We start from the raw sequence: 14,901 nt of genomic DNA, 5'->3' as shown, positions 1-14,901 counted from the left end.
AAAAGGCAAAAGTAAAAGTGGAATACGACAGAACTTGACGTATTTTTAAAATATTTAATATGTTGTAATTCAATCGATTGAATCTATTGTTAAATTTTGAACAAGATCTGAATTTCTCATTCAAAAATCATAATTTTGCTTAAAATAACCTCATCATGTACGCGTTAGTAGACTGCAATAATTTTTTTGTTTCCTGTGAAAGAACGTTGGATTCTTCACTGGAAAACAAGCCTGTTGTAGTCCTTTCCAATAATGACGGCTGTGTAGTGTCCAGAAGCAGAGAAGCCCAAGCGTTGGGAATTCCTATGGGAGCACCGGCGTTTAAGTATAAAGATCTTTTCAAAGAACATGATGTGAAAAGCTTTTCCGCCAAATTTGAATATTATAATTTCAAAAGCCAGCAGGTAATCAATATTGCAGCGTCATATGTTGATAAGGCGGATTATGAAATCTATAGTATTGATGAGCTTTTCCTGGATCTTACCAGTTTTAAGTATGTTAATATTTATAACTACTGCCTTGAGATCCGGAACAAGATCATGGAAGACACCGGCATCCCAGTAAGCATAGGGATTGCTCCTACAAAAACCCTATGCAAGATTGCCAACAGGATCGTAAAAAAATATCCGCAACAGTTTGAAGGTGTATATGTTTTAGATACCCAGGATAAAATAGAGAAAGCATTGAAGTGGCTTCCTATAGAGGATGTTTGGGGAATCGGATGGAAATTAGGTGTAAAAATGCGGGATAACGGAGTGCATAAAGCCTGGGATTTGCTTCAGAAACCTGAAATGTGGGTCCGCAAGATGATGGGAATTCATGGAGTGAGAATGATTAATGAATTGAAAGGAATCCGCCAGTTGGAACTATCAGGTGTTTCCCCCAAAAAGTCTATTGCCGTTACCCGGAGCTTTATGGAAATGCTTACCACCAAAGAAGAAGTGAGAGAACGTGTGGAAACATTCGCGATGTATTGTTCTGAAAGACTGAGAAAGCAAAATACATGCTGTAAAATGATCACAGTTTTTGTACAGACGAACCGTTTCAGAAAAGACCTTCCCGAATATAAAAAAGCAATCACTCAGATCCTGCCCAACCCTACCAATTCTTCCATTCTTATCGGAAGAGTAGCCAATGAACTTTTTGAAGCTATTTATAAAGAAGGATTTCATTATAAAAGAGCCGGTGTAGTGGTGAATGACTTTGTTCCGGAAAATGAAAGACTGATCAGCCTTTTTGAAAAAGATACTCAAAATCAGCACCTGCCTGTCATGAGAGCAATGGATGCTTTGAACAAAAAATACGGAAAAGATAAAGTCCGTCTTGGAAGTATGAGCGGGAAAAATACTTTCGGTCGTGCCAAGCTTTCACCGGAGTATGAAGCTTTCCTGAAAAATAATACATTACCTGAAGCTAATTTCAGGTTTCACTAATAGCCTTAAATTTCACAATCAGGTAAATTCCCTATTAAAACCGGGAGTATTTTTTAAGAATTTGTATTAAAATTCCGAATTTTATCATTGTAAAATAATATGTAATTAATTGTTTTTCAGTTGGTTGAATTTCACGCGTGTTTTGTTGTTTGCAGCTGACTTCTTTTTGGGTTTACCTTTGCCACAGAATTTCACGATTTTAAAAAACACAACATTCACATGAAAAATTTTATCGCCTTGCTGAAGGCCGTGCTGATTTTGGGCTGCTTTTTTCTGAATAGCACAAAAGCGCAAGTAGGAATTAGAACTTCCAATCCTCAGGCAACATTTCATATCGATGGAGCTAAAGATAATCCATCAACCGGAGCTCCAACTTCTGCCCAAATTGCCAACGACGTTATTTTTACCGCTTCAGGGGAAATAGGGGTGGGGACTTTGTCTCCGGCCACTAAGCTGGATGTTCGTTCCGCTAATAATACAGATAATGCTATCGGAATTGGAGAAACCACACAAACAGCTGCAGTAGCCGGAGCGGGAGCGATGAGGTACAACCCCTTAAATGGCGGGAAGATGCAATATTCTGATGGTGTTGTCTGGCAGGACCTTATTTCTGCCCCAACCAAAGCCGTCGTAGTGGCTAATATCCAGGCGGCTAATTTTGCCATTAAAATACCCTATCAGGTTTCTACAGGAATTGCAGGCTGGAATGAGATTTCTGATCCAACCACTAATTTTAATTCTGCAACAGGGGTTTTCACAGCTCCAAGAACCGGTGTTTACCTGGTGTCGTTTACCTATGATTTTGTAAGAATTCCTATTGTTTCAGGATATTTTTCCGAAGCCCGGTATGTAGTAAACGGAAGCACAGTCGTCAAAAAATGTATCAAGTCTTTTTCCAATACATCCAAACAGGCACAGATCGCCGGATCATGTGTTGCGGGAGTGCAATTAAATAAAGGAGATACATTCCAGCCTCAGATTTACCAATCCGTGTATAACGGAAACCTGAGCTTGAGAACGGATACTACTCCTGCAAGTAACGATTATGGATTTATAAATCTTTCAATAGTAGAACAATAACACAATGAATATGAAAAAAAGCCTGATAGGTATGTATCTGATTTCTTTTTGCAGTTTTGTCAGTGCACAGATTGGTATTAATATGTCTTCACCAGAAGGAATCATCCACATAGATGGTCAGAAAAATACCTCTGCAACATCACCGTCTACCTATTACGACGATGTGATGGTAACTTCTTCCGGGAATATAGGAATAGGAACAAAAGCTCCTAAAACAAGACTGGATTTAAGATCAAATGAACGTTTGAATGCTATTGGAATAGGGGAAACGTCACAAACGGCTTCGGCAGCAAAAGCAGGAGCATTACGATATAATTCAGGAACTCAGGATCTGAGTTACTCTAATGGAACCACTTGGGTAACTTTAGCTCATAAAGTCCCGAATGATTTTGTTGATGCTGAAAATTCTTCAATGCAGAATTTCAGCAGTGGTGTGCAGACTGCCATTACGAACTGGACTGAAAAGACAGATGTTAATGGCAGTTTTAATTCTTCAACAGGGGTTTTTACCGCTTCAAAAACAGGAATATACATTGTTTCTTTTACATTTTCCTTGTCTTCGGGAACTATTGCCAATGATGCCCGTTTTGAAAGCCTGATTCAGACCAATTCAGCATCTTCTGCCACGAATAAAGTATTCAAATGCGTAGGAAGTTATCCGGGAAATAATACAATCTCCAATAGAGTGGCAGGAAATTGCTCCGGAATTTTTAATCTTAACCAGGGAGATAATATTACAGTAAGCCTTACCCAAAGTCTGGGAAGCTCCAAAACGCTGGATAGCGATGCAACCCTTACTTCAGTAAGTATTTTCGGATTATAAAAACATACAATGATGATAAAGAATATTTTTTTAATGATAGTATTATTGAGCTTTAACCATGTATTTTCCCAGATGGGAATTAATACCCCAAATCCGAGAGGGATTTTGCATGTTGACGGACAAAAAGATAATCCGGTAACGGGAACTCTATTTACTCCCATACAGCAAAGTAATGATATCTTAGTAACGAATACAGGCAGTGTGGGAGCAGGCACTCATTCTCCTGCTGTAAAAGTGGATGTCCGAAATTCGGGAAACGGGGCCATTGGCTTTGGAACTTCTGCTTTAACGGCAGCGGCGGCAGATGAAGGAGCAATACGGTATAATAACCGCGTGGAATATTCTAACGGAAATGAATGGCTTCCTCTGCTTACCGCTCAGCCGGTAACCAATAAAGTGATCGTTATTGCTTCAAAAACCAATAATAACGTTAAACTGATCACTCCCGCTGCAGCCACAACGACAACAGGATTACAAAACCGTCAAAGCAATTATCTGGTAGGCTGGACGAAAACTTTTGAAAGCAACTCCGGGACCAGCTTCAATGCGACTACAGGTGTTTTCACAGCACCTCGTAATGGAGTCTATATTGCTTCTTTTACGACAGATATGTCTTCTCTGGCTATCAATTACACGGTAGATCCATTAAATCCCATTCAGATAGAAGCTATCTGGCAATTGTATGATAATACGATCGGTTTAACACCGGCGAATATTGTTAATACAGTAAAATGTGTTAATACCATGTCTTCCAACAGCATCGGAAATATTGATGCGGGAAGTAACTGTACCGCTTCTTTTTATATGACTGCAGGACAAAGACTGATGCCGTATATCTGGTTCAACCTGAATAATTCGGATCTGCCTAATTTATCACTGAATAATACAGGAGGTTATAACAATCTTACCATTGCGGAACAATAACTAAGAAATATCTTCCAGCGCTTTTATAAATGCAGAAGGGTGCATTCCCGTGATTTTTCTGAATTCAAGAGAAAAAGCGCTGTGTGAAGAATATCCTGTGAGATCAGCCAGATGATTGATCTTATATTTTCTGTATTGAGGGTCATTTTTAAGATGATCAACAATATAATTGATTCGTAAATGGTTGATATACTGGTTGAAATTGAAATTCTTGTGCTTTTTAATGACTGCTGAAAGATATTTCGTATTCACATTCAGTTCATTGGCTAGGTTGTAACGTGAAATGTTTTTATTGTTAAAATGAAGGCTTTCTTCAAAGCTTTTCAGCCCTTTCAGAATATTTTCCTCTGCTTCAGGGGAAATTTTTATATCAGAAACAGGAATACTTTCATCCGATTTGCGGTCTTCTTGGGATTCCTGAGGATCTTCTTCATATGAAACCGGAGTAATCCCCTTTTGGTAAATTTCAGCAACCATTTTCTTGTGCTTTTTTCTGAGCTGTATGCTGTTGAAGATAACAATGCCCAGTATAAGAGCCAAAACAACACAAGCCATAATTAAACTTTTGGAAATAGTATGACTTTCAGTTAATTTTTCATCAAATTGTTCTTCTTTGGAAGACAATGTTTGGTTTACCGCCATTTTCTGATTATAGGCTACACTGTCTTTCAGCTCAAGGTGTTTGAGTTTATATTTCTGAGAATTATCTTCATCTTTTAATTGAGAATAAGCTTTTTCTAAATTTTGAGTAATCTCTACTTTTTTCTCATTGAAACCGTAATCTTCAGCAATTTTTAAAGCTTTTGTAAAATAAGAAACAGCGCTGTCCGGTTTATTTTGCTCAGAAAAAGAAAAACCAATGTCATGAAGAATATTACATTTGAGATAATAATTTTCATTCCCTACTAGTGCAAGTGCTTTTTTAAAAAAAACTTTGGACTGATCAAACTTTTTTACCTCAGACAAATTATACCCCATATTGGTATAGGCGGAAACCAGAAGCTCATTTCTTCGGGTGACATTTTTAATATTCTGAAATTCCCGGATTGTATTTTTAGAATAATATTCTTTTTTGCCATATTCATTCTGGTTGAGAAGAATTAAAAAAGAATTATAAATCATTCCTTTCAATTCGTGTCCTTCATCCGTATTATCATTTTTTACTTCGGAAAGTGCGGTAGTGAGACTTTGAGAGGATTCTTTCAAAAGACCCAGCTTGGCATATTGCGTTCCCTGCATTCTGTAGGCAAGAGCTTTCCCGATAGCATAATTATTCTGTTCAGCTATTTTCAATGCTTTTTCTGCGAAATCAAGACTGCTTTTCGCATCTGACTTCAGATAGCTGTTAAATGATTTTAAATAATAGGCTTTTACCAGATATTGCGGTTGATTTTCCTTTTGTGCAACATCAATAATCTGGTTCAGCACAATTTCTGAGCTGTCCGGGTTTTTAGAGGAGAGGAGTCTCGCATATTTGTATTTACTCTCAAACTGATAAGATTGAGAGAACAGATAGATAGAAATAAGGGAGAAGAAAACGGATAGGGCTTTTTTCTTCATTGGTGTTGTGTTTTTATTTTTTTTCGTATTTCCAGTTCCGGCCTTTGCCTTCGGCAATCCATTCCAAAGATTGTTCCATTCTTTTGTTCCGGGTGGCTTCGGTTTTGGCCTCTGTGATCCACATGATATATTCCTTTCTGAAAGAAGGAGACTTATTTTCAAAAACCTCCAAAGCTTTTTCAGTTTGCTGTAAAGCTTCCTTAAAATAATCAGGAATTTCAGTTTCTGTTTTTGTGGGTGCAGCTCTTTTCATGGTAACTCCCATTTCCGTTAATTCCATGGCTTCAAGAATTGCTTTTTTCAGTTGAGGTTTTGAGGGTAGGTCTTCCATTTTGGTAAGCTTACCTAAACTGAACATCGAACTTTTTTCTGCTGTAGAATCTATTTCTTGTAACGTTTTCATTTCTCCGTGCAGCCAGAATCCCAGACTGCAATACTGCTTGAAAGAGGTCATCGAACAAAGGATTTTTCCTTTATACATGAACGTCGGGAATTTCCATTTGATCGCTTCTTCAGCATCAGGACATACTTCATGAATCGTTTCACGAAGGTAATTAAGAATAGGCTTTGCAAAATCCGGAGATTTTTCGATGTATTCATCAACTTTTGGACTGTGTTTTTCCATAGTTTCTTTAACTAAAATAATTGTACGGCTTCGTTCACAAGGAATTTTACCTGATCTGGCCTTCCTCTGTCACTTTTAGGCAGGTTGTTATAGCTGCCCGTTCTTACAATCACCATATTATGTTCCGGAACCATAATAATATATTGTCCCTGAAGTCCCAGAAAATAATAATGTTTAACAGGATTGTCGTTATTGACCCAGAACCCCATTCCATAGATTTCATCTGATTTTTGGGTAGGAGTTTTCATTTGTTCGATAAAGTTGAGGTTCAGGATTTGCTGGCCACCCATTTTTCCGTCATCTAAAAAAAGCTGCCCAAGCTTTGCAAAATCTCTGCTGTTAGAGTGGATGCAACAATAGGTCTTTTCCATCCCATTTTCATCGGCACTCCATTCCGCATTTTGTTCCATGCCTAACGGAATCCAGAATTTTTCAGATAAATAACTGGCTAAAGATTGTCCTATCGCTTTTTTTACGGCAAATCCCAATAATTGAGTAGAACCGCTTTGATATTCAAATCGGGTTCCCGGCTCTTCTTTGAATTTACGTGAAAAGGTAGCTTTCATCAGATCTCTTCCATAATAAGCTTTAGCGTTAGGAAGAAACGGGTTTTTATAGTCTTCATCCCAGTCCAAACCGGCTTCCATCTGTGCCAGATTTTTCAGTGTCAGGTTTTTCCCGAATTCTTTATTTGAAAATTCTTCAAAAAATGTTGAAAGGTTTTCATCAATACTGTCTATTTTTCCTTCTTCCAAAGCTTTTCCCAATAACATTACGGTTACTGCCTTGGCCATAGAAAAAGAATTGGTTTTGGAAAGCTTATGATAGCCGTTCCAATACTGCTCATGAACTAATTCTCCGTTTTTAATAATCAGAAAAGAAGCCGTATTGGAATGAATTAAGTTTTCAACTAAGTTTTTAGGTAGTTCGGTTTTGTTATATTGTGCCGATTCTTTCCAGGGTTTGGGCGTTTTCGTTGCAATATTGTTATTGGAAAAATATTTTCCATCATCAATATTGGCGCTTAATTTTCCTTTTAAATACGTTTTTGAAATGCCGTTAAAAAGATAGCCGTATCCGAAAGCATATATAAGGACAGTAGCAACGACAATGAAAATCAAAAAACTTTGTAAAGCGATTAGCCCCATGTGTTTCAAGTTAGTTAGATCAAAACAAATCTATTTAAAAAAAGCATATAAAAAAAGCCTTGATTTCTCAAGGCTCTGTTCTATATTTTCGAAAGTATATTTCTGAAATTCGTTTTCTCGTCAATGATCCTTCTTAACTCTGAAACGGGAACTCTTTCCTGAACCATTGTATCTCTGTCTCTAAGAGTTACCGTGTGATCATTCAGGGAATCATGATCTATGGTGATACAGTATGGAGTACCAATAGCATCTTGTCTTCTGTAACGTTTACCAATACTATCTTTTTCTTCATAAATTAAATTGAAATCATATTTCAAATCGTTGAAGATTTTCTCCGCATATTCACCCAAACCATCTTTTTTCATAAGTGGAAGGATAGCGGCTTTCACTGGAGCCAAAGCAGGCGGAAGAGATAAAACCGTTCTTTCTGAGCCGTCTTCCAATACTTCATCTTTTAAGCAATGAGAGAATAAGGCCAAGAATAATCTGTCCAAACCTACAGATGTCTCCACCACATAAGGAACATAGTTTTCATTTCTTTCAGGATCGAAGAACTGTAGTTTTCTTCCGGAGAACTTTTCGTGGGCCTTTAAGTCGAAATCCGTTCTGGAGTGGATACCTTCCAATTCTTTAAATCCGAAAGGAAAATTGAATTCAATATCAGCCGCAGCATTAGCATAGTGTGCTAACTTCTCATGATCATGGAATCTGTAGTTCTCATCACCCAAGCCAAGAGCAAGGTGCCATTTTAAACGGGTTTGTTTCCATTTTTCATAGAATTCAAGCTCTGTACCCGGAGCTACGAAAAACTGCATTTCCATTTGCTCAAATTCACGCATTCTGAAAATAAATTGTCTCGCAACTATCTCATTTCTGAAGGCCTTTCCGATTTGTGCAATACCGAAAGGAAGCTTATGACGGGATGTCTTCTGAACATTCAGGAAGTTCACAAAAATACCCTGTGCGGTTTCCGGTCTTAAATAAAGATCCATGGCGCTGTCTGCAGAAGCTCCTAATTTAGTCCCGAACATCAGGTTGAATTGTCTTACATCCGTCCAGTTCTTGGAACCTGTATCCGGATCGGCAATTTCAAGCTCTTCAATTAAAGCTTTTACATCAGCAAGATCTTCATTTTCCAGAGATTTTGCCATTCTTGAAAGAATAGCTTCTCTTCTGGCTCTGTATTCCAACACTTTTGGATTCGTGGCAACAAATTGATCTTTATCAAAAGCATCACCGAATCTTTTCGCTGCTTTCTCGATTTCTTTTTTCTCCTTATCTTCAATTTTAGCACAGTAATCTTCAATTAAAGTATCTGCTCTGAAACGTTTTTTAGAATCTTTATTGTCAATAAGAGGATCATTGAAAGCGTCTACGTGGCCCGAAGCTTTCCATGTGGTAGGGTGCATAAGGATCGCCGAATCAATACCCACAATATTTTCGTTAAGCTGTACCATCGCTTTCCACCAATATTGCTTGATATTATTTTTAAGTTCAGCCCCGTTCTGCCCATAATCATAAACAGCGGATAAACCATCATAGATCTCACTGGAAGGGAAAATAAAACCATATTCCTTAGCGTGAGAAATCACTTTCTTGAAAACATCTTCTTGCTTTGCCATAATTTTTTTACGTCTGAATGTGCAAAAATAGTGAAAATGTAGAAGATAGAAGCGGGAAGATGGAAGTTTTTATATTGAGGAAATTAGGAGCCGGGAACCTGCTTTTGCTGCTCGCTTTTTCCGGGGATTGGTTGCGGCGGCGCAGCCGCCGCAACCAATCCCCGGAAAAGAGCTCAAACATGCCACTCAACCAGAGCTAATCAGACTAAAATTTTTACTTTTGTACCATGTTAGAAATTCTTTATCGGGACGAGTATCTTATTGCCATTAACAAACCCAGCGGATTATTGGTTCACAAATCTTTTTATTCAGGAGAAGCCGATACTTATGCGATTCAGGAGTTGAGAAATCAGATTGGGCAAAAAGTTTATCCTGTTCATCGATTAGACCGAAAAACTTCGGGTGTTTTACTGTTCACTTTAGATAAAGAAACATTGGGAACAATGAGTGATCAGTTTGCATCACGAGAAGTCGAAAAGAAATACATCGCCATTCTTCGTGGCTGGACAAAAGAAGAAGAAACAATCGATTATGACTTAGTTAATGAAAATGAAGTCAGGCAAAATGCAATTACCTATTATCGTCGTTTACAGACATCGGAAATAGATTTACCTTTTTTAAAACATCAGACTTCCAGATATTGTCTGGTAGAAGCCATTCCGGAAACGGGGCGGTTTCATCAGTTAAGAAAGCATTTTAAACATATTCTACATCCGATTTTAGGTTGCCGAAAACATGGGTGCAATAAGCAAAATAAGTTGTGGCTTCAAACATTTGGCATTAACAAAATGACGCTTCACGCTCATCAATTGATTTTTAATCATCCCGTTACTCGTGAAAAAATGATCCTTAATGCTTCCATTGATGATGAATTCAAAAGAGTTGCAAATATTTTAGGCTTCGATTTAAGTTCTTATGGTAATGAATCTGATTATTCTTAGTCGGGTTGCCGGGTTTACACTCTCAATTAAAATAATTATCTTTGTACTCCAAAAAAAGGCATGTACAAAAAGCTGATCCGTCCCATTCTTTTCAAATTCGATCCAGAAGAAGTTCACTATTTTACTTTTTCGATGCTTAAAAATTTCTCCTTTTTAACGAAGCTTTTCCTTCCGAAACCAATTGAAGACAAAAGGCTGGAAAGGGAAGTATTCGGATTGAAATTTAAAAATCCGGTGGGTCTGGCTGCAGGTTTCGATAAAAATGCCATGCTGTACAATGAACTGTCTGATCTTGGTTTCGGATTCATAGAAATCGGGACTTTGACTCCAAAAGCTCAACCCGGAAATGATAAGACAAGGCTTTTTCGTTTAAAGGAAGATTCTGCCATTATCAACAGAATGGGTTTCAATAACGAGGGAGTAGATGCCGCAGTAGAGCGTCTTAAAAAGAATAAAAACGTACTGATTGGCGGAAATATCGGAAAAAACAAAGTGACTCCGAATGAAGAAGCCGTTAACGATTATAAAATCTGTTTTGAAAAGCTTTTCCCTTATGTGGATTATTTCGTGGTCAATGTAAGTTCTCCAAATACACCCAATCTTCGTGAGCTTCAGGATAAAGAGCCTTTAACCCAGCTTTTGGGAACTTTACAGCAAATGAACAGCGAAAAGGTAAATCCAAAACCTGTTCTTCTGAAAATTGCTCCGGATTTATCCGATGATCAGCTTTTAGATATCATTGATATCGTAAAGGAAACCAAAATTGCAGGCGTTATTGCTACCAATACAACCCTTTCCCGTGAAGGTTTGGTTTCAGAGAACAAATCTGAAATCGGGGGGCTTTCCGGAAAGCCTTTAACGAAAAGATCTACAGAAGTGATCCGTTTCCTTTCCGAAAAAAGTAACAGAGCTTTCCCTATCATAGGAGTAGGTGGAATTCATTCTGCGAAAGATGCTATTGAAAAACTGGATGCAGGAGCAAGTTTAGTTCAGCTTTATACCGGATTTATCTATGAGGGCCCTGAATTGATCAATGAAATCAATAAAGAGCTTTTAAAAAGAGCCAGCAGATTACCAAGATAATTTAAAGATATTTAGAGAGAGTCAAAGTGACTCTCTTTTTATTTATTTCGATTTTACAACGGAAGCATTTTTTATATCTACGGTTAACGTGTAAGCCGGAGAAGTGGTTGTTTTCTTAATATCGAGTTTAATGACTTTGGGATCTTTGGTTTTTATTTCTGAAGTGTCATAGATATTGTTCAGGCAGCTTTCCGTAAGGAATTCTTCATATCTTTTATAGTTCCAGTCTTTGGTAAAATAAAGTACCCTATATCCTTTTTCTCCATCACTGGCGCCGCACATTCCGCAATAGTTGAAGTTGGAAGCTCTCTCAAAATACAAAAGAACCCTGTTTCCGGTGTTGTCGGATTTGTAGGCTATTAATTCATTTCCTCCATACCGATCAATCACATCATACGTATTGATTTTCTTGTTAGGGGGAAGAATAAGATAGTTGTTGTACCGGTAAATCATATTGTTTTTAGTGAATAATTTTGCAGGATGCATTTTATTTTTCATATAAAAATGGCCGGCAATTTCAAGACTTTCATTATTGCTCGTAAAATCCAGGATTTCTTTAGGCTTAAGGGTTTTTGCAATACTGTCTACTTTTTCAATGGAATGGGGAGAGGTAATTTTATCCTGAAAGGTCTTAAAAACCTGCTTCTGTTTGCCTCCGAAATGATAGAGATGTAAATTTCCATAATCATAAATACCGGATAAAGCTATTTTTTTCTGATACTTATCGTAATAATACCATCCGTCCACAAAATGCTGATACTGGCTGCAATCTACAATTCCTGTATAATTGAGCTGCATGGTGATGGGTAATCCTGCAATTTCTCCTTTGAATATCTGAGAAGAATCCGTAATGCTTTTAAGCTCAACTTTTTGACTGAGAAAAAGCACAGAGTAGAGGAAAAGAAGTAAAGTAAAGTTTTTTTTCATGGTTTGGTGTGGTTAGTTTTAAAGAAAGAAATGGGCAACAGTATAAATAATCAGCCCGACTAATCCGCCGACTAAAGTCCCGTTGACCCGAATGAATTGGAGGTCTTTTCCAACTTCCAGCTCAAGTTTTTCACTCAGTTCTTTTCCTTTCCAGTTTCCAACGGTTGAACTGATGAGGTTTCCGAACTGATGGGTGTTTTTCAGGATATATTTGTAAGCGGTAACTCGTACCCAATGGTCAATCTTGTTTTGAAGATTTTCATCTGTTTTTAAGTTTTGTGAAAATTCATCAAGATTTTTGGAGAGATATTTTTTCAAGGAAGACTCTTCTTCCTGAAGTTCATTCATTAATGTTTTTTTGATGGAAACCCAGATATCATTGGAATATTCATCCAGTTTATCATTTTTCAGAAGCCCATTTTTAATGTTTCTGAATTCTTCGTTCCATTTCGGATCTTCTTTCAGATCCATAGAGAATTCATGAATTTTTTGGGTGATCAAAGCTCTTATTTCATGTTCCGGATCTTCTTCAATTTCTTTAAAGAAACCAGAAAGCCCGGAGGCTATTTTTTCGGCAATTTTATTATCAACGAATTTGGGAATGAACGTATAGCTTCCTTCGCTTACCCGTTTTTGAATCATTTCATCATTTTCAAGAACGTAGTCTTTAATTTGTTTTGAAAGATTGGTGATAATCCTTTGGTGGTCATTTTTTTCCAAAATATAATTGATCCCGTTTCCGAGGATTTTATTGAGCTGAATATCGTCCGTCATTTCCGAAACTTTTTTGCTGATAAAATGACTTACGGCAGAATCGTCCAGCTTATTGAGAATATCCAGTACAATATCAGAGAGATTATTAATCAGGATCACCTGGTTTTTCTCTTTGGCGAGCCATTCGCCTACAAAATTGGATACTTTCAGCTTTTGGATGTATGGACGAATATTTTGAGGAGAAAGAAAATTGTTTACCACAAAACTTCCCAGGTTATCTCCCAGCCTTTGTTTGCTGTTTTCAATAAGATTGGTATGAGGAATAGGCAATCCCATCGGGCGACGAAACAACGCCGTAACGGCAAACCAGTCTGCTAAAGCACCCACCATTGCTGCTTCAGAAAAAGCACGAACATAGCCTATCCAATGGGAATTATTTGTTTTCTGAAGGATTGTCATCACTATAAAAATGACTGCCATCAACAGAAATAATCCCGTGGCAAAAGCTTTATATTTCCTTAGCTGTATTCTTTTAGCTTCATCATTCATATTCTCAAATTTAGTAAATTTGGTTATGAAATTTTTGATTTCAATAGTATTATTTACTTTTCTGCAAACTTGTTCACAGAGCAACCAACCTATCAAAACCTCATCTATGGAAAATAAAGATGCAAAAAACAATCCATACTACTCAAGAACCGATACGACAAAGCTGTATATTTCCAATGAAGAATGGAAAAAGATTCTTCCTGCGGATTTATATGCTGTTGCAAGAGAAGCTGCCACGGAAAGAGCTTTCACCGGAAAATATAATGAGTTTGATGAAGTTGGCGAATACTATTGTGCTGTTTGCGGGAATCATCTGTTCCGTTCCACCTCAAAATTTGCCAGCAGCTGCGGTTGGCCGAGCTTTTTTGAGGCAGATAAAGAAGGGGTCTATTACAAAAGAGATCTTACTTATGGAATGGACAGGGTAGAAGTACTTTGTAAAAGGTGTGATTCTCATTTGGGTCATGTTTTTGATGACGGCCCCAAGCCAACAGGGTTAAGGTATTGTATGAATTCTGTAAGCCTGGAATTTGCCCCGGATTTACAGAATTAGACGGCTTTAATTCACAGAATCAGGAAGTTAAAGTTTCTTAAATTGAGTTAAACTTTGTAGAGTAATTGGCCTTCATTATGATGTTTTTATAAATTTGCTCCGCTTATTTGAATTAACATAATATTAAATGAAGGGATTATATAGCTTATTAGGTGTGGTGTACATGATTACCACGTCGTTTTATCTTTCTCCGGGAAAAGTAATGGCGAAAAAGAAAGACATCAACACCAAAAAAATTGAAACATTAGTAGCTGACACGAAATTTGAGAAGAAAACAAATACAGGATCTTCTGCAGAAGAATTATACCACTCGATAGCTTTTGAGCCTAATCACGAGCTGAATTACGAAGTATTCTCGAAAGCATTAAGAGGGTTTGAAAATCTGAAAAAAGCAGGATTGCTGAACCAGGACTCGCATTTACTTACGGTATGCGATTTTTCTATGTCCTCAAATACAAAAAGACTTTGGGTAATTGATATGAACGAGAGAAAAGTATTATTCAACTCATTAGTGGCTCACGGAAAAAATACAGGCGAAGAATTTGCGACGAATTTTTCAAATACGGAAAGTTCGTTGCAGACCAGCCTCGGGTTTTATATCACGGATGCTACTTATGATGGAGATAACGGATACTCTCTGAGATTATTAGGAATGGACAAGGGCTTTAATGATGCGGCTTACAGAAGAGCAATCGTAATGCACGGCGCAGATTATGTAAGTGAAGAATTTGCAGCGATGCATAAAAGAATCGGGAGAAGCTGGGGTTGCCCGGCGGTTCCAAGAGACCTCACACAGCCAATCATTAATACCATAAAAGGAAGAAATCTTCTTTTTATTTATTACCCGGACCAGAATTACCTTTCTAAATCGGAGTGGTTAAAAGCTTAAAAATTAAAGCAGTCCAATCGGACTGCTTTT

At 37.5% G+C, this 14,901-nt stretch carries 14 protein-coding genes; 8 read left to right on the top strand and 6 right to left on the bottom strand.

Annotated elements, in window-relative coordinates:
• Window positions 1–155: 155 nt before the first annotated feature.
• The 4 genes from BCF58_RS13780 (at window position 156) to BCF58_RS13765 (ending at window position 4,260) form a co-directional block, all read left to right on the top strand.
• Window positions 156–1,433, top strand: a complete 1,278-nt coding sequence (locus BCF58_RS13780) for a Y-family DNA polymerase (RefSeq protein ID WP_121462390.1) — start codon at window positions 156–158, stop codon at window positions 1,431–1,433.
• Between the two features lie 219 nt (window positions 1,434–1,652).
• Window positions 1,653–2,513, top strand: coding sequence for a complement C1q domain-containing protein (locus tag BCF58_RS13775; protein WP_121462389.1), 861 nt, complete (start codon window positions 1,653–1,655; stop codon window positions 2,511–2,513).
• A gap of 10 nt (window positions 2,514–2,523) precedes the next feature.
• Window positions 2,524–3,336: a hypothetical protein gene (locus tag BCF58_RS13770; protein ID WP_147462064.1), complete on the top strand. Its 813-nt coding sequence runs from the start codon at window positions 2,524–2,526 to the stop codon at window positions 3,334–3,336.
• Window positions 3,337–3,369: 33 nt separating this feature from the next.
• A complete protein-coding gene (locus BCF58_RS13765; RefSeq protein ID WP_147462063.1) occupies window positions 3,370–4,260 on the top strand; it encodes a hypothetical protein in 891 nt (296 codons plus the stop codon).
• Here the strand turns inward: BCF58_RS13765 and BCF58_RS13760 are convergent, their stop codons facing one another.
• The 4 genes from BCF58_RS13760 to BCF58_RS13745 all read right to left on the bottom strand — a co-directional run bounded on the left by BCF58_RS13760 (window position 4,261) and on the right by BCF58_RS13745 (window position 9,215).
• Window positions 4,261–5,820, bottom strand: coding sequence for an AraC family transcriptional regulator (locus BCF58_RS13760; RefSeq protein WP_147462062.1), 1,560 nt, complete (start codon window positions 5,818–5,820; stop codon window positions 4,261–4,263).
• A 13-nt stretch (window positions 5,821–5,833) separates the two neighbouring features.
• The gene (locus BCF58_RS13755; protein ID WP_121462385.1) at window positions 5,834–6,445 is read right to left on the bottom strand and encodes a YdeI/OmpD-associated family protein; all 612 of its coding nucleotides are present in this window, start codon (window positions 6,443–6,445) and stop codon (window positions 5,834–5,836) included.
• 11 nt (window positions 6,446–6,456) lie between these two features.
• A complete protein-coding gene (locus tag BCF58_RS13750; RefSeq protein ID WP_121462384.1) occupies window positions 6,457–7,593 on the bottom strand; it encodes a serine hydrolase domain-containing protein in 1,137 nt (378 codons plus the stop codon).
• Window positions 7,594–7,673: 80 nt separating this feature from the next.
• A complete protein-coding gene (locus BCF58_RS13745; protein ID WP_121462383.1) occupies window positions 7,674–9,215 on the bottom strand; it encodes a glycine--tRNA ligase in 1,542 nt (513 codons plus the stop codon).
• A gap of 227 nt (window positions 9,216–9,442) precedes the next feature.
• Between BCF58_RS13745 and BCF58_RS13740 the strand changes: the two genes are divergently transcribed.
• Window positions 9,443–10,156, top strand: a complete 714-nt coding sequence (locus BCF58_RS13740; protein ID WP_121462382.1) for a pseudouridine synthase — start codon at window positions 9,443–9,445, stop codon at window positions 10,154–10,156.
• 60 nt (window positions 10,157–10,216) lie between these two features.
• Complete coding sequence (locus BCF58_RS13735; RefSeq protein ID WP_121462381.1) at window positions 10,217–11,239, top strand: quinone-dependent dihydroorotate dehydrogenase; 1,023 nt, start codon at window positions 10,217–10,219, stop codon at window positions 11,237–11,239.
• A 42-nt stretch (window positions 11,240–11,281) separates the two neighbouring features.
• Here BCF58_RS13735 and BCF58_RS13730 read toward each other — a convergent pair whose 3' ends face one another.
• Together BCF58_RS13730 and BCF58_RS13725 are read right to left on the bottom strand one after the other, a co-directional pair.
• Window positions 11,282–12,166 carry a hypothetical protein gene (locus tag BCF58_RS13730; protein ID WP_121462380.1) on the bottom strand — a complete coding sequence of 295 codons (885 nt, stop codon included), beginning with the start codon at window positions 12,164–12,166 and terminating at the stop codon, window positions 11,282–11,284.
• 18 nt (window positions 12,167–12,184) lie between these two features.
• Window positions 12,185–13,429 carry a DUF445 domain-containing protein gene (locus BCF58_RS13725; RefSeq protein ID WP_121462906.1) on the bottom strand — a complete coding sequence of 415 codons (1,245 nt, stop codon included), beginning with the start codon at window positions 13,427–13,429 and terminating at the stop codon, window positions 12,185–12,187.
• A gap of 25 nt (window positions 13,430–13,454) precedes the next feature.
• Here BCF58_RS13725 and msrB point away from each other — a divergent pair, with 25 nt between their 5' ends.
• Window positions 13,455–13,982: a peptide-methionine (R)-S-oxide reductase MsrB gene (gene msrB, locus BCF58_RS13720; RefSeq protein WP_121462379.1), complete on the top strand. Its 528-nt coding sequence runs from the start codon at window positions 13,455–13,457 to the stop codon at window positions 13,980–13,982.
• A 127-nt stretch (window positions 13,983–14,109) separates the two neighbouring features.
• Window positions 14,110–14,871: a murein L,D-transpeptidase catalytic domain family protein gene (locus BCF58_RS13715; protein WP_121462378.1), complete on the top strand. Its 762-nt coding sequence runs from the start codon at window positions 14,110–14,112 to the stop codon at window positions 14,869–14,871.
• Window positions 14,872–14,901 lie beyond the last annotated feature (30 nt).

Source organism: Chryseobacterium defluvii (assembly GCF_003634775.1).
GTDB lineage: Bacteria > Bacteroidota > Bacteroidia > Flavobacteriales > Weeksellaceae > Chryseobacterium > Chryseobacterium defluvii.
This window is presented reverse-complemented; position numbering and strand designations above follow the sequence as displayed.